The sequence below is a fragment of the Labrys sp. ALF-8 genome, from assembly GCF_059699065.1.
Window position 1 is genome coordinate 1,460,407 of the sequence record NZ_AP048537.1, and the last position, 19,551, is coordinate 1,479,957.

General features: G+C 64.7%; 18 protein-coding genes and 1 pseudogene. 5 read left to right on the forward strand and 14 right to left on the reverse strand.

Going from position 1 to position 19,551, the window contains the following annotated elements:
* Positions 1-47: 47 nt before the first annotated feature.
* Complete coding sequence (locus AC6H34_RS06655; protein ID WP_497538283.1) at positions 48-1,076, reverse strand: DUF4424 domain-containing protein; 1,029 nt, start codon at positions 1,074-1,076, stop codon at positions 48-50.
* A 269-nt stretch (positions 1,077-1,345) separates the two neighbouring features.
* Between AC6H34_RS06655 and AC6H34_RS06660 the strand changes: the two genes are divergently transcribed.
* The 3 genes and pseudogenes from AC6H34_RS06660 (at position 1,346) to AC6H34_RS06670 (ending at position 4,302) form a co-directional block, all read left to right on the forward strand.
* Positions 1,346-2,077 (forward strand): FadR/GntR family transcriptional regulator, encoded by a 732-nt coding sequence (locus tag AC6H34_RS06660; protein ID WP_448150753.1) that lies wholly within the window; start codon positions 1,346-1,348, stop codon positions 2,075-2,077.
* A gap of 80 nt (positions 2,078-2,157) precedes the next feature.
* Complete coding sequence (gene ggt, locus AC6H34_RS06665) at positions 2,158-3,924, forward strand: gamma-glutamyltransferase (RefSeq protein ID WP_497538284.1); 1,767 nt, start codon at positions 2,158-2,160, stop codon at positions 3,922-3,924.
* A pseudogene (locus tag AC6H34_RS06670) lies at positions 3,890-4,302 on the forward strand (ArsC/Spx/MgsR family protein). Before ggt ends, AC6H34_RS06670 begins: the two are co-directional and overlap by 35 nt.
* Before the next feature lie 32 nt (positions 4,303-4,334).
* On the opposite strand, the gene AC6H34_RS06675 reads toward AC6H34_RS06670, so the two are convergent.
* Together AC6H34_RS06675 and AC6H34_RS06680 are read right to left on the reverse strand one after the other, a co-directional pair.
* On the reverse strand, positions 4,335-5,183 hold the full coding sequence (locus AC6H34_RS06675) for an oxidoreductase (protein WP_497538285.1): 849 nt from the start codon (positions 5,181-5,183) through the stop codon (positions 4,335-4,337).
* Positions 5,184-5,299: 116 nt separating this feature from the next.
* Complete coding sequence (locus AC6H34_RS06680) at positions 5,300-6,286, reverse strand: aldo/keto reductase (RefSeq protein WP_497538286.1); 987 nt, start codon at positions 6,284-6,286, stop codon at positions 5,300-5,302.
* A 165-nt stretch (positions 6,287-6,451) separates the two neighbouring features.
* On the opposite strand from AC6H34_RS06680, the gene AC6H34_RS06685 reads away from it, so the two are divergent.
* A complete protein-coding gene (locus AC6H34_RS06685) occupies positions 6,452-7,345 on the forward strand; it encodes a LysR family transcriptional regulator (RefSeq protein WP_497538287.1) in 894 nt (297 codons plus the stop codon).
* 43 nt (positions 7,346-7,388) lie between these two features.
* Here AC6H34_RS06685 and AC6H34_RS06690 read toward each other — a convergent pair whose 3' ends face one another.
* On the reverse strand, positions 7,389-7,781 hold the full coding sequence (locus tag AC6H34_RS06690) for a GFA family protein (RefSeq protein WP_497538288.1): 393 nt from the start codon (positions 7,779-7,781) through the stop codon (positions 7,389-7,391).
* Between the two features lie 189 nt (positions 7,782-7,970).
* Here AC6H34_RS06690 and AC6H34_RS06695 point away from each other — a divergent pair, with 189 nt between their 5' ends.
* Complete coding sequence (locus AC6H34_RS06695) at positions 7,971-8,834, forward strand: alpha/beta fold hydrolase (protein WP_497538289.1); 864 nt, start codon at positions 7,971-7,973, stop codon at positions 8,832-8,834.
* 50 nt (positions 8,835-8,884) lie between these two features.
* Here the strand turns inward: AC6H34_RS06695 and AC6H34_RS06700 are convergent, their stop codons facing one another.
* From AC6H34_RS06700 to AC6H34_RS06745, 10 genes are all read right to left on the reverse strand, one after another.
* A complete protein-coding gene (locus AC6H34_RS06700; protein WP_497538290.1) occupies positions 8,885-11,092 on the reverse strand; it encodes a copper-transporting P-type ATPase in 2,208 nt (735 codons plus the stop codon).
* 154 nt (positions 11,093-11,246) lie between these two features.
* Positions 11,247-11,882: a hypothetical protein gene (locus AC6H34_RS06705; protein ID WP_497538291.1), complete on the reverse strand. Its 636-nt coding sequence runs from the start codon at positions 11,880-11,882 to the stop codon at positions 11,247-11,249.
* Between the two features lie 77 nt (positions 11,883-11,959).
* Positions 11,960-12,565: an HAD family hydrolase gene (locus AC6H34_RS06710; RefSeq protein WP_497538292.1), complete on the reverse strand. Its 606-nt coding sequence runs from the start codon at positions 12,563-12,565 to the stop codon at positions 11,960-11,962.
* Between the two features lie 111 nt (positions 12,566-12,676).
* Positions 12,677-13,396, reverse strand: a complete 720-nt coding sequence (locus AC6H34_RS06715; RefSeq protein ID WP_448150743.1) for a Crp/Fnr family transcriptional regulator — start codon at positions 13,394-13,396, stop codon at positions 12,677-12,679.
* Between the two features lie 384 nt (positions 13,397-13,780).
* Complete coding sequence (locus AC6H34_RS06720; RefSeq protein ID WP_448150742.1) at positions 13,781-13,978, reverse strand: hypothetical protein; 198 nt, start codon at positions 13,976-13,978, stop codon at positions 13,781-13,783.
* A gap of 216 nt (positions 13,979-14,194) precedes the next feature.
* Positions 14,195-15,700: a L,D-transpeptidase family protein gene (locus AC6H34_RS06725; protein ID WP_497538293.1), complete on the reverse strand. Its 1,506-nt coding sequence runs from the start codon at positions 15,698-15,700 to the stop codon at positions 14,195-14,197.
* 358 nt (positions 15,701-16,058) lie between these two features.
* Positions 16,059-16,940, reverse strand: a complete 882-nt coding sequence (locus AC6H34_RS06730) for a 3-hydroxybutyryl-CoA dehydrogenase (protein ID WP_448150740.1) — start codon at positions 16,938-16,940, stop codon at positions 16,059-16,061.
* Between the two features lie 342 nt (positions 16,941-17,282).
* Positions 17,283-17,675, reverse strand: a complete 393-nt coding sequence (locus AC6H34_RS06735) for a hypothetical protein (protein ID WP_497538294.1) — start codon at positions 17,673-17,675, stop codon at positions 17,283-17,285.
* A 112-nt stretch (positions 17,676-17,787) separates the two neighbouring features.
* Positions 17,788-18,729: an electron transfer flavoprotein subunit alpha/FixB family protein gene (locus tag AC6H34_RS06740; protein WP_448150739.1), complete on the reverse strand. Its 942-nt coding sequence runs from the start codon at positions 18,727-18,729 to the stop codon at positions 17,788-17,790.
* A 19-nt stretch (positions 18,730-18,748) separates the two neighbouring features.
* Entirely contained in the window at positions 18,749-19,498 is a 750-nt protein-coding gene (locus tag AC6H34_RS06745; protein WP_448145894.1) for an electron transfer flavoprotein subunit beta/FixA family protein, read from the reverse strand.
* Positions 19,499-19,551: the final 53 nt, after the last annotated feature.

The following is a 19,551-nucleotide window of genomic DNA, read 5'->3' on the forward strand; positions in this document are numbered from 1 at the left end:
ACAAGAGGAAGATGCGGGAAGGCAGACATCTTGTCGGTGCTCCCGGGCTACTTCACCGGCTCGCTTACGAGCAGAAGGACATGGATGTCCTTCGTCGGCACGTAGTTCTTCAGCCTCATCTCGAATGTGGTCGGATCGAGCTTGCGTACCCCTTCCCCGCAGAACGACACCAGGGTCTTGGGATCGCCCTTGTCCACCACGAGGCGGAAATCGCCGATCGGCCCCGCCCAATTGCCACCCGAGGTGATGACGTAGGAAAGCGACTGCTCGAAGGCCCGGAAGGTCCGTCCCTCGTCGGTCAAAGCGCGCTTGTAGAGGGTTTGCGCTGCGCGCGTGAAAGCCGCGTCGGTGCAATAGGTGTCGGCATAGGTCTTTCTCTGCTCGGCATCGTTGTCGGGCGAGCCGAAGACAAGAGAGGAAATGGCGCCGACGCCGGGCACGTATTCCTGCTCGACGATGATGTCCTTGCCAGCAGGAAAGACCTGCTTGCGCCAGAACTTGGAGCGGAGCGTCCACAGCGGGTAGTAAGCCTTGCGCGCGCCCTTGTCGTCGGCGTTGTAGTCGTCCGGATAGGCGATACCGGCATCCACGAGGGCCTTGCGCTGCGCATCATTGAGCGCGCCGAACGCCTTTTCCGTGGCCTCGACGGTCGGCACCAGCGGGATGTGCAGCGTCTTCAGCCGCTCGGTGACCTCAGCATCCGGCTTGCCCTCGCTGACGAGGAAGGCGCGCTGCTCGACCTGGGACTCCACCGCCTTGCCGTCCACTTCGGTCGTGAACTTCAGGAAATTGTCGGCGGCGGGATCGGCGATATCGAGCATGGTGTCGGGCCCGCCGGAGATGTCGGGCATCGGGAAGGCAATGGTGGTTTCGAAATCGGCATTGGTGAGGTTACGGAAGCGATAGGCGATCTTCACCTTCCTGGTGGAAAGGAAGAGATCCTCCGAAACCAACGCGATCTTGTCGGTCTTGGTCAACACCAGCCCGCCCGCGTCGAGCGCGGCAATGCTGTCGTCGGCCCTGGCGGTGGCCATGAACGCTAGGGCAATCGTAGCAAGGGCAAGACGGCGCAGCATGAACTTCTCCACGGAAAGGCGCGGGGAGCATACAGGGCAGTCATCACAAGAGCGAGACGGGAAAAGTCCGACTGGCATCGCGCCAGGGCGCCGAGTTCCACACTTATTCTGTGGTAAAACTCATCTCCCTCCCTTTATCCCCTCGCAATATGGTAGGAGGAATGCAACGAAAAGAATTGGAACAGGTTGAGTCGCGTTCCGGCGGGCAGCCCTATCAACGATCCGCCACATCGCGTCCCAGCTCGTTCACCCAAAGGAAGGGACCGCCTATGGCACGCAGCGCTGGCCGCGCCCGCTCAGGGGCATCGCAGACCCGTCACAGCCAGGCGGCAGCGCTCATCGGCCAGCGGATCGTCGCGGGTGAATGGGCGGTCGGCATGGCTCTTCCCACCGAGGCGGATCTTTCGCGCGAGCTCGATGTCTCCCGCGCCTCGCTACGCGAGGCCATCAAGCTCCTGGCAGGCAAGGGGCTGCTCTCCTCCACCCCCCGCCGCGGCACCATCGTGCAGCCTCACTCGAACTGGAATCGGCTCGATGTCGACGTGCTGGTTTGGCAGACCTCGGGCGGAGCCACGAAGAGCTTCGTGAAGGACCTGTTTGAGCTGCGCCGCATGATCGAGCCGGAAGCCGCGGCGCTGGCGGCCGCGCGCGCCACTCCCGAGCAGCGGGCCGAGGTGGCCGAGACCTTCCGCACGATGGAGACGGCCACGGAGGTGCAGGCCTCCATCGACGCCGATCTCGCTTTCCATCGCGCCATCGTAAGGGCCGCCAACAACGTCCTTCTGGCTGCCTTCCAGCCCGCGATCGAAGCCTCGCTCGCGGTTTCCTTCACCGTTTCACGCGCCGGCCAGATCCAGCCTCACATCGTACCGATGCATCGCGCCGTGGCGGAGCCGATCATCTCCGGCGATGCCGACGCCGCCCGCAAGGCCATGAACGTGCTGCTCGACCGGTCGGAGGCGGATGCCGCAAGCGTGGCGGTGGACGACAAGGCGGCATAGCGGCGCGAGCCGGCCACTTCGCCCTTTCCCCGCGCGGTTTCCCCCTCTACGCTCTCCTGCCTCAAGGAAGGAGACCGCTCATGAACCGCGTCCTCGCCCTCGTCCTCGCCGCCCTTCCTCTCGCCCTCCATCCTCTTGCTGTCCTTGCCGCCTCCAGGCCGGCCGTCGAGGCGCCCGACGGGATGGTGGTGTCCTCCCAGCATCTCGCCTCACGGGCCGGTGCCGACATTCTCGCGGAGGGCGGCAATGCGATCGACGCGGCGGTGGCCGTAGGCTACGCGCAGGCCGTTACCAACAGCTGCTGCGGTAATATAGGCGGCGGCGGCTTCATGGTGATCCACCTGGCCAGGGACGCCCGCGACGTCTTCATCAATTTCCGGGAGAAGGCACCGGCGGCAGCCACGAAGGATATGTATCTCGACGCGCAGGGCGCCGTGATCAAGGGCGCGAGCCTCTACGGCTACCGCGCCGTCGGCGTGCCGGGCAGCATCCTCGGCCTCGACACCGCGTTGTCGCGCTACGGTTCCCTGCCGCGTGAGAAGGTGATGGCACCTGCGATCAGGCTTGCGCGCGAGGGCTTCGTGCTGACGCGCGGCGACACCGACATCATCGACGCCGGCGCAACGCTCCTCAGAAAAGATCCGGAAGCGGCCAGGATCTACTTCAGGCCGGACGGCTCCGCACTGCAGCCCGGGGACCGGCTGGTGCAGAAGGACCTCGCCGATACGCTGGAGGCCATAGCCAAGGGCGGGCCCGACGCCTTCTACAAGGGCGAGACGGCCAGAAAGATCGAGACGGCAATGAAGGCCGGTGGCGGCATCATGACCGCGCAGGACCTTGCCGACTACACGGTGACGGAGTCCGCCCCAGTCACCTGCACCTATCGCGGCTATGCGATCGCCTCCTCGCCTCCCCCTTCCTCGGGGGGTACCACGCTCTGCGAGATCCTCAACATTCTGGAGGGTTACGACCTCAGATCCATGGGCTGGCATTCAGCGCAGGCCGTGCACACCATGGTCGAGGCCATGCGCCACGCCTATATGGACCGCAACACCTATCTGGGCGACCCGGCCTTCGTGAAGAACCCACTCGACCGGCTGCTTTCGAAGGACTACGCCGCCGAGATCCGCACCAGGATCCTGCCCGACAGAGCAACGCCTTCCAGGGAGGTGCAGCCCGGCACCGCCCCGCATGAAAAGACGGAGACCACGCACTATTCCGTGGTCGACAAGGACGGCAATGCCGCGTCGGTCACCTATACGATCAACGGGCTTTTCGGTGCCGGCGTGATCGCTCCGGGGACGGGCTTCCTGCTCAATGACGAGATGGACGACTTCACCACCAAGGCAGGCGTGCCGAACCTCTTCGGCCTCGTCCAGGGTGAGGCAAACTCGATCGCCCCCGGCAAGCGCCCGCTTTCCTCCATGGCACCGACGCTGGTCACCAAGGACGGCCATATCGTGGCCGTGCTGGGCAGCCCCGGCGGCTCGCGCATCATCACGATCACGCTGCAGGCTATCCTCAACCTGATCGACTACGGCATGCAGCCGCAGGAAGCAGTGGACATGCCGCGCATCCACCACCAGTGGCTGCCGGACGAGGTCTATGCGGAGCCCTATGCCCTCTCGCCCGACACGGTGAAGATCCTGGAGGCCATGGGTTACAAGATCACCCAGCAGACGACCTGGGGCGCGGCCGAACTGGTAGCCCTCCCCGCTCCGTTGCCGAGCGGCCAGAACACGGCGAGTTCCGGCAACGACTCCAGTTTCGGCGGCCAGATGCGGCCAGGCTTCGTCTACGGCGCGAACGACAATCGCAGGCCCGCGGGGCTGGCGGTGGGCGAATGAAGCGGGAGTGGCCATGATCCGCCGGAGTGGCGAGGAGCCGGTCGTCATCGAATATCTGAAGACACCGCCGGGCCGCGACAGGCTCCAGGCGCTGATCGAGGCGATTGGCATCCCCGTGCACGCCGTGCTCCACGAGAAGGGCACGCCCTATGGCGAACTGGGCCTCGCGGATCCCAAGTGGACGGATGCGCAGCTGATCGATTTCATGCTGGCGCATCCCATCCTGATAAACCGGCCCATCGTCGAGACCCCCAAGGCGCGCGCCTGTGCCGGCCCTCGGAGAACGTGCTCGACATCCTCCTCAACCCCGACATCGGTCCCTTCGTGAAGGAGGATGGCGAGGTCGTCATCGACAAGAGCGGCCGTCGCGTCTCCTGATTTTGGAACCGGAGGGCCGCCCGGCCCATTTCTCATGTCTTGGGGAAATCGGCCGCGAGGCTCGCGTCGCGTTGTCCCTCTATTTCCCGCAGGCGCTCGCCCATGCGCGCCGTCACCGCTTCGAAGCCGAATGTTCCGAGGACGAGATGGCGCGGGGGATTGCGTGTCCGGGTAAGCGCGATCATCGCCTCGCCGGCGCGGACAGGATCTCCGGCCTGCTGGCCGCTCATCTGCCTCGTGCCGGCAAGACGCTTGCCGGCGGTGTCGGCGTAATCGGCGATATGATTGGCCGTCTGCCGAAGGGAGCGTCCGGCCCAGTCGGTGCGGAAAGGGCCAGGCTCCACGCAGGTCACGCCGATGCCTAGCGGCTCCACCTCCGCGCGCAGGGCATCCGACCACCCCTCTATGGCATGCTTGGAAGCGGCATAATAGCCTGAGCCCGGAAAGCCGATGAGGCCGGCGACCGAGGTGATATTGATGATATGGCCGCTGCGCCGGGCACGCATGATCGGCAGTACCTGCCGGGTGATTGCAAAGAGACCGAAGACATTGGCGTCGAACTGAGCCCGAATCTCGGCCTCCTCTCCCTCCTCCACCGTGCTCTGGTAGCCATAGCCAGCATTGTTGACGAGGACGTCGACGCGACCGAAAGCTTCCCTCGCAGCGGCGACGACGGCCGCAACCTGGCCGGCATTCGTCACGTCGAGGTCGAGCGCGAGCACGCGATCCTCCGCTCCCTCGACGAGATCGGCAAGGCGGGAAGCGTCCCGAGCGGTGGCAATGAGGCGCCAGCCGCGATCTACGATGAGGCGGGCGAGAGCCCGTCCGAGGCCGGTCGAACATCCCGTGATCAACCAGACCGGTGTATCGGATGCAGACATCGGTTTCATCCTTTCGATTTGAGGTGCCGCCCAATTCAACCCACCCCGACGGCTCCGTTAAGCCCCCCGCCGGTCAAACCTGCTTGAGCGGGCCGCGAAGCGGTTCCGGCGGTGTTCTATCGTCCGACGCGGGCCTGAAGGTGAGCCGGGTAGCGCTCGCCGACCAGTTCGATCCGCGTCAGTGCTTCCTCGATCCCCGCGAGGTCGCCCGGCTCGAGCATGATCTCGGCGCCTCCCAGATTCTCATCGAGCCGGTGGAGCTTGGTGGTGCCGGGAATCGGCACGATCCAGGGCTTGCGGGCCAGGAGCCAGGCGATGGCGACCTGGGCTCGGGTTACGCCGCGCCTTGCCGCGATCGTGCCCACGAGATCGACGAGCGCCTGGTTCGCCTTGCGGTTTTCGGGCGTGAAGCGGGGAACGACGGTGCGGAAGTCGCCGGGCGCGAAGGTGGTGTTCTCGTCGATGGCACCGGTTAGAAAGCCCTTTCCGAGCGGACTGAACGGCACGAAACCGATACCCAGTTCCTCCAGAAGCGGCAGGATTTCCTTCTCCGGATCGCGCCAGAACAACGAGTATTCGCTCTGCAGGGCCGTAACCGGCAAAACGGCATGAGCGCGGCGAATGGTCTGTGCGCCGGCTTCCGAAAGCCCGAAATGCCGGACCTTGCCTTCCGAGATCAGGTCTCCTACCGCACCGGCCACGTCCTCTATAGGCACGGCGGGATCGACCCTGTGCTGGTAGAAGAGATCGATGGCATCCGTTCCCAGCCGCTTCAGCGAGGCCTCAGCCACGGCGCGGATGTGTTCCGGCCGGCTGTCCAGGCCCGACTGCCCGCCATCCGGGCTGAAGGTGAAGCCGAACTTGGTGGCGATTACCACCTCGCCTCGCACCGGCGCCAGGGCTTCGCCCACCACCTCCTCGTTGACATAGGGGCCATAGGCCTCCGCGGTATCGAAAAAGGTCACGCCGCGCTCGAAGGCGGCGCGGATTAGGCCGATCGCCGCCTGCCTTTCGAGTGCCGGCCCATAGCCGAAGGAAAGGCCCATGCAGCCCAGCCCGATTGCCGAGACCTCCAGGCCGTTGCCGAGTTTACGCTTGTGCATCGTGTTCTCCATGTCTGGCCGGGCGGGTTCAGGAGCGGCGATCGCCCTCCGCCTCCCCCAATCCGGCCTCGATGCTGACTCTATCCCTTGCCTTTTCGTGCGATTAGACAGGCAATCCGGCATGAACTCATGATATGAATTCATAAAAAACGACAGGGGCCTGGTATGCGGCGCGAGGATCTCAGTGATCTCATGAACCTGGTGGCGATTGCCGAGGAGGGCAGCTTCACGCGCGCCGCGTCGCGGATCGGCATCTCGCAATCCGCGCTGAGCCACGCCATCCGCCGCCTGGAAGGGCGTTACGGCATACGCCTGCTCACGCGAACCACCCGCAGCGTGGCGCTGACGCAGGCGGGAGAGCGTCTTATCGAGACGGTCCGGCCTGCCTTCGAGGATATTGAGGACAGGCTCGAATCGCTGCTTGAGACACGCGAGAAGCCGGCCGGCTCCTTCCGCATCACCACGCCCGAACATGTCGCGCGTACCGTCCTCTGGCCGGCCGTGAACAGGATTGCCGCGGTGCACCCCGACATTCGCGTGGAAATCAACGTCGAATCCGGCCTTACCGACATCGTGGCCGAGCGCTTCGACGCTGGTATCCGGCTCGGCGAGCAACTGGCCCGCGACATGATCGCCGTGCCGATCAGCCCCCGCCTGCGCATGGCGGCAGTGGCCTCGTCTTCCTATCTTGCCCGCCATTCGAGACCCAAGACGCCACAGGATCTCGCCGCCCATGCCTGCATAAATCTGCGCCTCACCAGCGCGGGCGGACTCTATGCATGGGAATTCGGGAAGAGCGGCCGGCAGCTCAAGGTACGCGTAAACGGCCAGCTTACCTTCAACCGCATCCCGCTCATGCTCGACGCGGCGTTGGCCGGCCACGGCATCGCCTTCGTGATGGAAGATCACGTGGCGTCGCTTCTGGCGGAAGGCAGGCTCGTCCGCATGCTGGAAGACTGGTGCGAGCCCTTCGACGGCTACCATCTTTACTACCCCAGCCGCCGCCAGAACTCTCCGGCCTTCCGGCTTCTGGTCGATGCCCTGCGCTACCGGGGTTGACCGGCGTCGGGCCGCCACCGGCCCACCCGCCGCCCCGTGCTTTTCAGAACCACATGTCCGCCACGCAGCGGCCATCCCGCGGGAGATCCTCAAAGCTGTCCAGGCCGTCGAAATGGTCGATGATGATGGCGCCGACCTCGGCAGGGTTGGCGAGGCGAAGGTTTACGGCAATGCGGCGCTGCCCCCGGCTGTTGGTACGGACACCGCGCCAGAAGCCGACACAACCGCAAGTGGCGCAGAAGTGAAATTCAAGGCTCGGCTTTTCGCGCGCATAAGCCCGGCTGTCGCCGGAAACCCAGATATCCTCGTTCTCGTGGCCGTAGGCCCAGAGCACCCCGTAGCGCCGGCAAGCCGTGCTGTTGCAGGCCGTGGCCGCGTCCGGCATCTCCTTGCAGCGCCAGCGCAGACGGCCGCAGAGGCAGGTTCCCTCGATCATGCGCGCTTCCTCCCGGTTCGGCCCTCGAGCTTACAGGATCCCGCGGGGGGTGGAAGCAGGGAGGACGAAGAAGGAGGCCGGGCGACCCTCGCGGCGCATTGGCGCGGCCCGGGCCTGTCAGTCCTCGCCCGGCAATCGCCGTGCTACAAGATGTAGGCCGCGCTGCATACGGACACGGGAAGGAACCCGATGAAACGGAACATCACCTGGAACTGGCACGGCAGCGAAGTCACGCTCGGCATGAGCGAGGCCGGAAGCGGCCCGCCGGTGCTGCTTCTGCCGGCCCTGAGCTCGATCTCGACACGTAAGGAGATGCACCCCCTCTTCGAGGCGCTCGCCCGAAATTTCCATGTAACCTCGGTGGACTGGCCGGGCTTCGGCGACAGGCCCAGGCCGAGGCGGGACTGGTCTCCCGACGCCCTTTCCACCTTCCTGGACTGGTTTATCGCCAGGATGGGGCCACCGCTTGCCCTCATCGCCGCCGGACATGCCGCTGTCTATGCCCTGCACCAGTGCACGCTTCGGCCGGGCACGGTCAGCCGCCTCGTACTGGTCGCTCCGACATGGCGCGGCCCCCTGCCGACCATGGCGGGGGGTCAGCGCCCCTGGTTCCGGCACATCCGTGCAGCCATCGACAATCCGGTCCTGGGGCCCGTCCTCTACAAGCTGAATGTGAGTCGCTTCGTAATCGACAGGATGGCGCGCGAGCATGTCTATGGCGACCCGCATTGGCTCGAGGGCGCGCGTCTCGCCGCCAAGCTCGCCGTGACGCGCGCAGCCGGGGCGAGACACGGCTCCGTGCGCTTCGTGACCGGCGGTCTCGACCGTGTCGACAGCCGCGAGGCCTTCCTCGATCTCGCCCGCCGCACCGGTGTGCCGATTCTCGTCGTCATCGGCGGGCGTACGCCTCCGCGTTCCCTCGCCGAGATGGAAGCGCTGGCCTCGTTGCCCGGTGTGGAGGTCGAGCGCGTTGCGGGCGGCAGGCTCGCAGTCCACGAGGAACTCCCCACCGCCATGGCCGGACGAATCGCAGGCTTTCTGCAGGCGGGATGAGGCCCGGACACCCCGCGACGGAGAACGGGTTCCTCCCGTAGGAAAGGTAGTTAGAGGCGCATCAACCGCAGGCGTAGAGCGTTGCCGATCACCGAGACGGAACTCAGGGCCATTGCCGCCGCGGAGACGACGGGACTGAGCAGGAGCCCGAACGCCGGATAGAGGATGCCGGCGGCCAGCGGAATCCCCAGCACGTTGTAGACGAAGGCCAGCACCAGGTTCTGCCGGATGTTGCGCATCGTCGCGCGGCTGAGGACACGTGCCCGGGCAATGCCCGCCAGATCACCCTTGACCAGCGTGACCCCGGCGCTCTGCATCGCCACGTCGGTGCCGGTGCCCATAGCGATTCCGATATCGGCTTCCGCGAGTGCAGGAGCATCGTTCACGCCATCCCCTGCCATGGCGACCGCGCGTCCCTCGGCTCGCAGCCGTCGCACGATGGCGTTCTTCTGTTCCGGCAGCACCTCGGCCTCGACATCCGTGATGCCCAGCTTGGCGGCGACCGCCAAGGCCGTGGTACGGTTGTCGCCGGTGAGCATGACGATGCGAATGCCGTCATCCCGCAGGCCGGCGAGCGCAGCCAGCGTAGTGGCCTTGATCGGGTCGGCGACGGCGACGATGCCTGCCGGACGGCCATCCACCGCGACGAACATCACGGTAGCGCCATCCTGCCGCAATTCGTCGGCGCGGGTTGCCAGACCGGCAGCGGCGACGCCGCTCTCCTCGAGCAAGCCGGCATTGCCGACGGCGACCCGGCGACCACCGACCGCCCCCGTGACACCCTTGCCGGTGACGGAGACGAAATCCACGACATCCGCCAGGGCAATGCCGCGTGTCCCAGCCTCGGCGACGATGGCGGCAGCAAGGGGATGCTCACTGGCCCGCTCCAGGCTGGCAGCGAAGGAGAGTAGGCTGGCTTCGTCGAAGCCGACCGTTGGAACGACGGCGACGACGCGCGGCCTGCCCTCGGTCAGCGTACCCGTCTTGTCGACGACGAGCGTGTCGATTTTCTCGAAGCGCTCCAGCGCTTCGGCGTTCCGGATCAGGACGCCCGCCGTCGCCCCCTTTCCGATGCCGACCATGATGGACATCGGCGTCGCCAGCCCGAGCGCGCAGGGACAGGCTATGATGACCACCGACACCGCGGCGACCAGCGCGTAGGCGAAGGCCGGCGAGGGCCCCCAGATCATCCAGGCCGCAAAGGCGATCACGGCGACTGCGATGACGGCCGGCACGAACCAGGATGAAACCATGTCCGCCAGGCGCTGGATCGGCGCACGGCTTCGCTGGGCTTCGGAAACCATGTGGACGATGCGCGCGAGCATGGTGTCGGAGCCTACCTTTTCGGCCCGCATCACCAGGGCGCCAGTGCCATTGATGGTGCCCCCGATCATTGGCGCCTCCCGCTCCTTGGCCACCGGCATCGACTCGCCCGTCACCATCGACTCGTCCACGGCGCTGCGCCCGTCAAGGACCGTGCCGTCGACAGGCACGCTTTCGCCGGGGCGGATGCGCAGCCGGTCCCCGATATGGACCTCGTCGAGTTGGATCTCCTCCTCCGTACCGTCGTCCAGGACACGCCGCGCAGTCTTGGGCGCGAGGTCGAGAAGGGCACGGATGGCGCTGCCGGTCTGCTCGCGGGCCCGCAGTTCCAGGACCTGGCCGAGCAGCACCAGCACCGTGATCACGGCCGCGGCCTCGTAGTAGACGGCGACGATCCCGCCATCCTGCCTCAATCCCTCCGGGAACATGGCCGGTGCCAGGGTGGCGGCCAGGCTGTAGAGATAGGCCGCGCCGACACCGAGCGCGATCAGGCTGAACATGTTGAGCGACCGGTTGCGCACCGACTCCAAGCCGCGCTGGAAGAAGGGCAAGCCAGCCCACAGCACCACAGGAGTAGCAAAGGCGAATTGCAGCCACAGGGAGACCTGGGGTGGAACCAGGTGGTGCAGGTTCAATCCCGGCACGTGCCCGCCCATCTCGAGCACCACGGTCGGCACGGCCAGCAGCGCGGCGACGACAAAGCGGCGGCTCATGTCGGTGAGCTCGGGGCTGGGCCCGGCCTGCGTGGTTCCTCCCACGGGTTCGAGCGCCATACCGCAGATCGGACATGTTCCCGGTTCGAAACGCCGGATCTGCGGATGCATCGGGCAGGTGTAGACGACGCCCTCGACAGGAGATGCGCCCGCATGTCCAGCATCGCCATGCTCGGCATGGTGATGATGCTGATGGTGCGAGTCGTGCTCCGACATGCTCATGGGCGAACTCCAGTCGAGCGGTTGCGCAGGCCATCAATCAGCGAATGGCAGGTTAACTTCCTAGCCCGAAGCGAACCACGCCAAGGCGATGCTCGGCACAGGAAGCCCCACCAAGGGACGCGAGGCCTTGATTCACGTCAACGAATTCCGTCCTTCACTTCACGGGCGCCGCGATATCGATCGTCGTGTCGAAAACATAGGACGTTTCGACGATTGCCCTTGCTCCCGCTTCGGTCACGATCCTGCTGCCCGCCGGCAACCGTGTTGCCGGATCGAAATAGGCGGTCACATGCGTCATTGTAGTCCCTGCCGCCGTATCGAAGCCAAAGGCGAGCGCCGGCCTGTCCCCATGGAACTGCTCGCCAAGACATTGCAGCTTGGCGAGATTGGCGGATGCGACATATTCGGCAAGCGGCCAAGAGCCCGTGAGTCCAGGCAGCGTGTCTCCGCCGAGAGGCTCCCACCTCTCGCCCTGCCTGCGCCAAGCCTGCCGGCCGTCGAGCACGATGACATCGACCGGGCTTCCTTCCCCGGTCTTGGTCATTCGGTAGGAGCCGGGCGGCACGACCGGCGTGGTTATGGTGGTTACCGGCACCGGATCCGGCTGCTTGTCAGCCAGAGCGGGCGGCACGAAGCTTACGCGCATCTCGACCCTGAAAGGTCCAGCTTCGGCCCGAACGGCATTGATCGCTTGGAAATCGGCAAGACAATCAGCCGCTGCGGGAGCGCCGACGACAAGGACGGCCACGGCCGCAAGGACGGGCTGCTTAATGACGGTTCCTGATCTCATCCGGAAAGTCATACCCGCGAGTAGACCCGCTCCGCGTAAATGAAAGGTGATGACACTGACTAAGGCTATCGCGCGGCTCAAGCGAACCGCACACCCCTGACGGTGAGCAGATCCCGCAGCCAGTCCTCGTCCCGAAAGACCTCCGCCTGGAAGCCGGCACGCCGCGCGCCCTCGACGTTCTCGGCCTTGTCATCGAAGAAGATGGAGCGCGCCGGCTCGAGGCCGGCCTGTTCGGCCACCAGTTCGAAAGAACGAACAGAAGGTTTGCCATGGCCGATCAAGTGACTGAGATAGGGCTCGTAACGGGCGAACTCACCACCCGAGGCCTTCAGCACGAAGTCCCAGTGCTCCTGATTCGTATTGGAAAAGAGCACGACACGGTTAAGCCGCGCGATGCCCCCGAGCAGCGCGAGCATGGAGGGATCGACGGCGAGATGGCAGCACCAGTCATCCAGAAAGGTGCTCCAGGGCTCGTCATAGCCCGCCTCCGCTTTCAGCTGGGCATGAAAGTCCCGAATCGGAGCGCCCGTCTCCCAGCGATTCTCCCGAAACAGCGCGGCGACCTCCACCGCTCCCCAGCGGGACGAGCAGCGCGAGGCGAGACGGGTGAACAACACGGCGTTGTCATGTTGCACGACGACGCCACCAATATCGAAAACGAGAGCCTGGAAGGGAGAGCGCATGGCGAGATTCCGATGGACCACCATGGTTAGCGGCCAATCGGGGGATTTTAGGGCGGATGACCTCAACTGACCCTCCGCCGATGACGACATGCCGGCTCCTGCCGCGACGGTCTAGATCTCGGCGAAAGCCCTCAGGCTCGCGACCGACAGCGACACATTGGTTGCCGAGAGCCGGCGAAGCAGGCCCTTGTCCTCCAACTGCCCGAATGCCCTGGTGACGGATTCAGCCGATGTTCCCAGATAGTCCGCGATGTCGTAGCGCGTCATGGGCAAGGTAAGAACCTGCCCCGCAGCATCGAAATAGAGCTCGTGTCCGGAACAATCGAGCAGGAAGATCGCGAGCCTTTGGGCGATGTTGAAGCGCCCCATGACGAGAAGCTGCCGCTGCGTGCTGCGCAGGTCGTGGATGGCCTTGACCAGGAAGCCCTGCTGGGCGGTGGGGTTTTCCAGCAGGAAGCTCTCAAGCTTGCGAAGTGGAAAGCGATAGACCGTGCAGGGCGTGAGCGCCTCGCAGCCATTCACGTAGACGCCGTCCTCGGCAAGGCCGAACAGGTCCCCCGGCCAGTAGAACGCGATGATCTGCCGCTCGCCGCTGTTGAGCGTGCGGCTTGCCGCGACCAGGCCGCTGACCACCAGATAGAGAAAAGTGGCCGGCTGGCCCTGCGAAAGGATCAAGGAACGCGCAGTACGATATTCGATCACATCGGCCAGGCGCCGGAGCTCGGTCTTGTCCGAAGCGGAAAAAGGGATATGCGGCGCCTCCCGGCCACGCTCCTGACTCCAGGCATCGGCGGCCCGGATACGGAAATCGGGATTTATCTTCGGCGTCATTGGGTTCACCGTACTCGCAATCGACCTGCATCACCTCTTGCACTGCAAAAACCCGCCGAAGATGCTGATTTTTGTCAGTGCGCCTTGGGAGGCTCATGCCTAATGTAGCGGCTCATACGCCATGCACTTTGACTTGTCTCAAACGTATTCTCTCTTCAAGACTTGGAGCCGGCGCAATCCGGCTGCTTGTTCCCCGAGATCCAACAACAGGATTTTGAGGCATTCAATGGATGAAATGATTGCCCGTCTCAATATTGAACATTTCAGGAAACTATTACGAGAGCCGATGGATGAGACCACGCGGGCGACAATTCTTCAACTGCTCGCAGAGGAAGAGGAGAAACTGGCTATACTGGAGGCACGCAAGAAAGGCCGAGCAAGTCCTCACCGGCCGCCTTTCTCCTCAGGCCAGTAACGCCAATGCGTCGGGCGCACCGGAACCGGCGCGCCCGTGAGGACGTTGATCCAACCGTTGACACCGCGTCGGCAAGGGAAGACGAGAGCGTGTACCTCCCCATTCTCGATGACCGAGAGTTCGAGATCCTTGCCATAGGGAGCGGAGTGAATGGGTTGCCAGGTCATTCCGCAACCATAGGGTGCCTCGAGACGGCCGCTTTGATCCAAGTCAGGGCGGGAAGAATTCGCATCCAGTTTCGACCACCCCCGCTATTCGCCGCGTCTGCTCGAAAAAAGGCGGTGCGGCCATTCGAGCCGCACCGCCTCGGGCGTTGACGTCGCCTGTTCGAGAATGAGGCATCGTTGCGGCCAGATTGCCGCAGTGACACCCGCGCTTTGGGGTCAATAGGGGTTCACCACCTGCGCGTCCGCGATACGCGCATTGGAGCCGAAATCGAGATTGTAGACATCGGGGCGGAAATGGGCGGTGCCGTCCGGCGTGACATAGGCTGTCATATAGACCCAGTGCACGGGCACGCGGTCAGGGATGGCCTGATCCTTGCGGGCACCCGTGGCGATCTCCTGGCCGACACGCTTGGCATCCCAGCCCGGCCCGAGCAGCCAAGCGGCGAGGTCGTTCACACCCTGCACGCGCACGCAACCATGCGAAAAGAAGCGGTCGACCGAGCCGAACAGCTTCTTGGACGGCGTGTCATGCATGTAGACCGATTCCGAGTTGGGCATCTGGATGCGCAGTTGGCCGAGCGCATTGCCCATGCCGTTGGCCTGGCGAACGATGTAGTTCGCGGCCTTCGGGCTCGACCAATCGATCGACTTGGGATCGATCGTCTTTCCGGAACCGTCCATCACCGACATGTTCTGCCGCGCGAGATAGGACGAATCCCTCAGCATGTGCGGAGCGATCTCCTTCTTGATGATGGATTGCGGTACCGTCCAGGTTGGGTTGAAGTTGATGGCACTGATAGTCGCATCCACTTCGGGGGAGGGATTCTGCGGACGGCCGACAACCGCCACATAACGGCGTACGACCTGACCGTTCTCGATCGCCTCGACCTGGGCGCTCGGGATATTCACCACCACGTAGCGACGGTTGAAGTCGATGAAGCGGGCGCCCACGCGCTCCATGTTGTGACCGATCTGAATCAGGCGCTGCTGCACTGGCACTGCGAGCTGGGCACGGGTGCGGTCATCGATCTTGCCGGTGGGCTGCAGGCCGTAGCGCATCTGGAAATGACCGACGGCGGCGGTGAGTTCGGCGTCCCATTTCGGATTGTCGCGCTGGTATTCCGGCAGATCCTTCTCCATCACAAGACGCTGGCGCAAGGCGAGCACGCCGCCGCCCGAGGCGCCCGGACCGAGGCCGATCGGCGGCGTAGCCGGGAAACCGCCATTCTGGGCAATCTTTGCGTAGTACTGCGCGAGGCCGTTGAGACGGTCGAGCGAGCCCGCGTCGAAAGTGGGGATCGAGGACCAGGGTGTCTCCGGTATCTTCACCGGCGTGGAGGCAGCGAAGGAAGGACCGGCCTTGACCACCTTCTTGGCCACCTTGGGCTTGGCCGGAGCGGCTGCAGCCGGGTTCGCGCCGTCCGCAGCGGCGGGCGCGGGCGTCGCGGGTGCTGCGGCATCGGGCGCGGCCGTCGCAGTGGCTGGAGCAGGGGTCGCGGCCGGAGCCGGTGCGGCAGCTTGGTCGGCGGCTGCCGGAGCAGCAGGTGCCGGCGCGGCGGCGGATTCCGGGGCGGGTACGGCGGGCGCCGCCGGCGCGGGCGTCGCGACGGGGATATCCGCAGTGGGTGCCGGTGTCGAGGCATCCTGCGCCATGGCGGGAACGGCCGCACTCAAGGCCAGAACGGATACAGCCGCGAGGGCGATATGAATAAACTGCTTCATTCCTGAAACTTCCAGGCTCGCCGGCGCGAGGCAGGGCCGGCACAAAAGGGGATCATAAGCAGTCCTCTATCATGCAGACCGTCAACGCGGTATGGCCGCCACATTCTTGCCGCACGAAATCTCGCCCGGCGTGTCCGATTAACCACAATGCCACGATAACAGCCGCTTGCGGCCGCATCGGGGCAATCCGGCAGATCTTGCCATGACATGGTTAACAAGAATGCTACGTTAGGGAAGGAACAACATTTCCGGAGCGCGTGCGAGCGTTGTCCGCCACCCAAGCGGCGCGCATTTGTCCTGATCGACCATGCGAATTATACGCTTGGATCAGCGCAGGCGCCTCCGCCGAAGATCCTGCCTACCGCGTCGCCACCGGCTTTTCGCCACGATAATCATAGAAACCGCGCTTGGTCTTCCGACCGAGCCAGCCGGCCTCGACATATTTCACCAGCAGCGGGCATGGGCGGTACTTGGAGTCCGCGAGGCCCTCGTGCAGCACCTGCATGATGGAGAGGCAAGTATCCAGGCCGATGAAGTCGGCGAGCTGCAGCGGGCCCATCGGATGGTTGGCGCCGAGCCGCATGGCCGTGTCGATCGATTCCACCGTCCCGACGCCTTCATACAGCGTATAGATCGCCTCGTTGATCATCGGCAGGAGGATGCGGTTGACGATGAAGGCCGGGAAATCCTCGGCGACGGCGATCTGCCGATCGAGCTTGTGGATGAAATTCCTGGCGGATTCGAAGGTGTCGTCGTCGGTGGCGATGCCGCGGATCACCTCTACGAGTTGCATCACGGGCACCGGATTCATGAAATGAATGCCGATGAAGCGCTCCGGCCGGTCCGTGGCAGCGGCGAGGCGCGTGATCGAGATGGAAGACGTGTTGGTGGCCAGAATCGCCTCGGGCTTGAGGTGCGGGCAGACCGAACCGTAGATCTTGACCTTGACGGGCTCGCTTTCCGTCGCCGCCTCGATCACCAAGTCGCATGCGCCGAGAGCCTCGACCTCCGAAGCGGCCTTGATGCGGGCGAGCGCCTCGTCTCCCACGGCCTGGGTGATCGTGCCCTTGCCGATCTGGCGCTTGAGATTGCCGTTGACGGTGGCAAGGCCATTGTTGACCCGCTCGGCGGAGACGTCGTTCAGCACCACATCCAATCCGGACAATGCCGCGACATGCGCGATCCCGCTGCCCATCTGCCCGGCGCCGATGATCCCGACCGTCCTGATATCCAACGTCATTTCCAAGTCCCTGCAATTTGCGCGATCTTATCGATGTGCAGTGCGGGAGGGAAGATGGTTTCCCTGAAACGCGGGCGTTTCCTGGGAGAGGCAACCTCTCCGCGATTCATCGAACGGCTTATGAGCGGACAAGGGAACGATATCGGAGACTGGAGGACGAGTTCGTCGAGCAACTGAATGCGCTCAAGGGAACTGTCGACCCCGGACGCACGATGGCGCGACGGACAGGTGGCGAGCTACCCCTTGCCTATGAGAACATGCACAGCGACGGTGCTTTGCTCCTGGATGCCTGCATCTATATCGACATGCTGCAGGGCAGATTGCCCGTCAACGTCGAGGATCTCATAACCGGCGGCCATACCAACCATTCGACTGAGGCGGTTCAGGAACTGATACACTGTCGGCGTGCTCGATCCGGGCCAACACGGCACCGCTCACGCCATCCTCCGGATTGACACCCTCACCCGCGCAATGCCCCGGCATCGCCTTCTCACCCCGGACGCCGAGACGCTGGGCCGAGCCGCCTGGCTTGCCGGCATGCTCTGTCGCCTGCAGGGCTATGCAAAAGATGAAAAGCTCAGGGCGCAGCATGATTGCGCCCTTTTTCCGCAAACCCAGCGCCTCGGCTTCACGGTGTTGACGCGGAATGTAAGAGACTTCGACTATCTCTTGCTGTTGTTTCCGATAGGCCCAGTGGCGCTGTATCGCGGAAATTGAAGGCTGTCGCAGCTGCAAGCAAACGCATCACCCGAAACAAAAAAGCGATGAGGCCATGACCAGCCTCATCGCTCGATCTATTCGGATCGCTCCTGCCAGGAACCGGCAGGATGACGGCAACCTCGGGAAATTACTTCCCGATCTTCGCCAGTTCGTCCTTCAATTCGGGCAGTGCGGTATAGAGGTCCGCGACGAGGCCGTAGTCGGCGACCTGGAAGATGGGGGCTTCCTCGTCCTTGTTGATGGCGACGATGACCTTGCTGTCCTTCATGCCGGCCAGGTGCTGGATGGCGCCGGAGATGCCGACCGCGATGTAGAGATCGGGGGCGACGACCTTGCCGGTCTGGCCGACCTGCCAGTCGTTCGGGGCGTAGCCGGCATCGACCGCTGCGCGCGAGGCCCCCATGGCCGCGCCGAGCTTGTCGGCGACGGGCTCGATATAGGTGGTGAAGTTCTCGCGGTTCTGCATGGCGCGGCCGCCGGAGATGATGATCTTGGCCGAGGCCAGTTCCGGCCGGTCGGACTTGGCCAGCGCCTCGCCCTTGAAGCTCGATACGCCCGGATCGGCAGCCGCCGCGACCGGCTCCACCGAGGCCGAGCCGCCCTCGCCCGCCACCCCGAAGGAGGCGGTGCGCACGGTGATCACCTTCTTGGCGTCGGAGGACTGCACGGTCTGGACGGCGTTGCCCGCATAGATCGGGCGCTCGAAGGTATCCGGCGAGACGACCTTGACGATGTCGGAGATCTGCATGACGTCGAGCAGGGCGGCGACACGCGGCAGCACGTTCTTCCAGGCCGGCGTCGAGGGGGCGACGATGGCGTCGTAGCCGGGCGCCAGCGAGACGATCAGCGCGGCCGTCGGCTCGGCCAGGCGATGCTCGTAGGAGGCATCGGCGACGAGCACCTTGTCGACGCCGGCGAGCCTGGCCGCCTCCTGGGCGGCGGCCTGCGCATTCGCGCCGGCAACCAGCACATGCACCGGGGCACCCAGGTCCCTGGCGGCGCTGAGGGCGCGGGCGGTGACGTCCTTGAGGCCGGTCGCGTCGATCTCGGCAATGAGGAGAGTGGTCATGTCCTAAATCCTTCGCGGCTCAGATGACGCCGGCTTCGTTCTTGAGCTTGTCGACCAGCTCGGCCACCGAGGCGACCTTCTTGCCGGCCTGGCGCGCGGCCGGCTCCACCGTCTTCAAGACCGACAGGCGCGGGGCGATGTCGACGCCGAGCGCCTCGGGCGAGGTCTCGTCGATCGGCTTCTTCTTGGCCTTCATGATGTTGGGCAGCGAGGCATAGCGCGGCTCGTTGAGGCGCAGGTCCGTCGTCACGATGGCCGGCAGGGCGAGCGTCACGGTCTGCGAGCCCCCGTCGACCTCGCGCGTCACGTCGACCTTGTCGCCCGCGAGCTCGACCTTGGAGGCGAAGGTGCCCTGCGGCCAGCCGAGCAGCGCCGCCAGCATCTGGCCCGTCGTGCCCATGTCGTCGTCGATGGCCTGCTTGCCGAGAATGACCAGGCCCGGGTTCTCGTTGCCGATCACCGCCTTCAGCAGCTTGGCGACCGCAAGCGGCTCCACAACGGCATCGGTCTTGACCAGGATGCCGCGGTCGGCCCCCATGGCAAGGCCGGAGCGAAGCGTCTCCGCAGCCTGCGCCGGCCCGATCGAGACCACCACCACCTCGCTCGCCTTCCCCGCTTCCTTCAGCCGCAGCGCTTCCTCGACCCCGATCTCGTCGAACGGGTTCATCGACATCTTCACATTGTTCAGATCGACGCCCGAGCCGTCGGCCTTCACGCGGATCTTCACATTGTAATCGACAACCCGCTTCACGGGCACGAGCACTTTCATGGGGCTTCTCCAGACGGGAACCGGGTGAGTCAGGGCGGCATAGCGATCCCGAA

Bases quoted from the DNA above. Each gene is read 5' to 3' on its own strand.
- AC6H34_RS06695 (WP_497538289.1), top strand. From the start codon at position 7,971: ATGAAACGGAACATCACCTGGAACTGGCACGGCAGCGAAGTCACGCTC.
- AC6H34_RS06745 (WP_448145894.1), bottom strand. From the start codon at position 19,498: ATGAAAGTGCTCGTGCCCGTGAAGCGGGTTGTCGATTACAATGTGAAG.
- AC6H34_RS06725 (WP_497538293.1), bottom strand. From the start codon at position 15,700: ATGAAGCAGTTTATTCATATCGCCCTCGCGGCTGTATCCGTTCTGGCC.
- AC6H34_RS06680 (WP_497538286.1), bottom strand. From the start codon at position 6,286: ATGCACAAGCGTAAACTCGGCAACGGCCTGGAGGTCTCGGCAATCGGG.
- AC6H34_RS06710 (WP_497538292.1), bottom strand. From the start codon at position 12,565: ATGCGCTCTCCCTTCCAGGCTCTCGTTTTCGATATTGGTGGCGTCGTC.
- AC6H34_RS06740 (WP_448150739.1), bottom strand. From the start codon at position 18,729: ATGACCACTCTCCTCATTGCCGAGATCGACGCGACCGGCCTCAAGGAC.
- AC6H34_RS06685 (WP_497538287.1), top strand. From the start codon at position 6,452: ATGCGGCGCGAGGATCTCAGTGATCTCATGAACCTGGTGGCGATTGCC.
- AC6H34_RS06675 (WP_497538285.1), bottom strand. From the start codon at position 5,183: ATGTCTGCATCCGATACACCGGTCTGGTTGATCACGGGATGTTCGACC.
- AC6H34_RS06730 (WP_448150740.1), bottom strand. From the start codon at position 16,940: ATGACGTTGGATATCAGGACGGTCGGGATCATCGGCGCCGGGCAGATG.
- ggt (WP_497538284.1), top strand. From the start codon at position 2,158: ATGAACCGCGTCCTCGCCCTCGTCCTCGCCGCCCTTCCTCTCGCCCTC.
- AC6H34_RS06660 (WP_448150753.1), top strand. From the start codon at position 1,346: ATGGCACGCAGCGCTGGCCGCGCCCGCTCAGGGGCATCGCAGACCCGT.
- AC6H34_RS06655 (WP_497538283.1), bottom strand. From the start codon at position 1,076: ATGCTGCGCCGTCTTGCCCTTGCTACGATTGCCCTAGCGTTCATGGCC.
- AC6H34_RS06705 (WP_497538291.1), bottom strand. From the start codon at position 11,882: ATGAGATCAGGAACCGTCATTAAGCAGCCCGTCCTTGCGGCCGTGGCC.
- AC6H34_RS06690 (WP_497538288.1), bottom strand. From the start codon at position 7,781: ATGATCGAGGGAACCTGCCTCTGCGGCCGTCTGCGCTGGCGCTGCAAG.
- AC6H34_RS06715 (WP_448150743.1), bottom strand. From the start codon at position 13,396: ATGACGCCGAAGATAAATCCCGATTTCCGTATCCGGGCCGCCGATGCC.
- AC6H34_RS06700 (WP_497538290.1), bottom strand. From the start codon at position 11,092: ATGAGCATGTCGGAGCACGACTCGCACCATCAGCATCATCACCATGCC.
- AC6H34_RS06720 (WP_448150742.1), bottom strand. From the start codon at position 13,978: ATGACCTGGCAACCCATTCACTCCGCTCCCTATGGCAAGGATCTCGAA.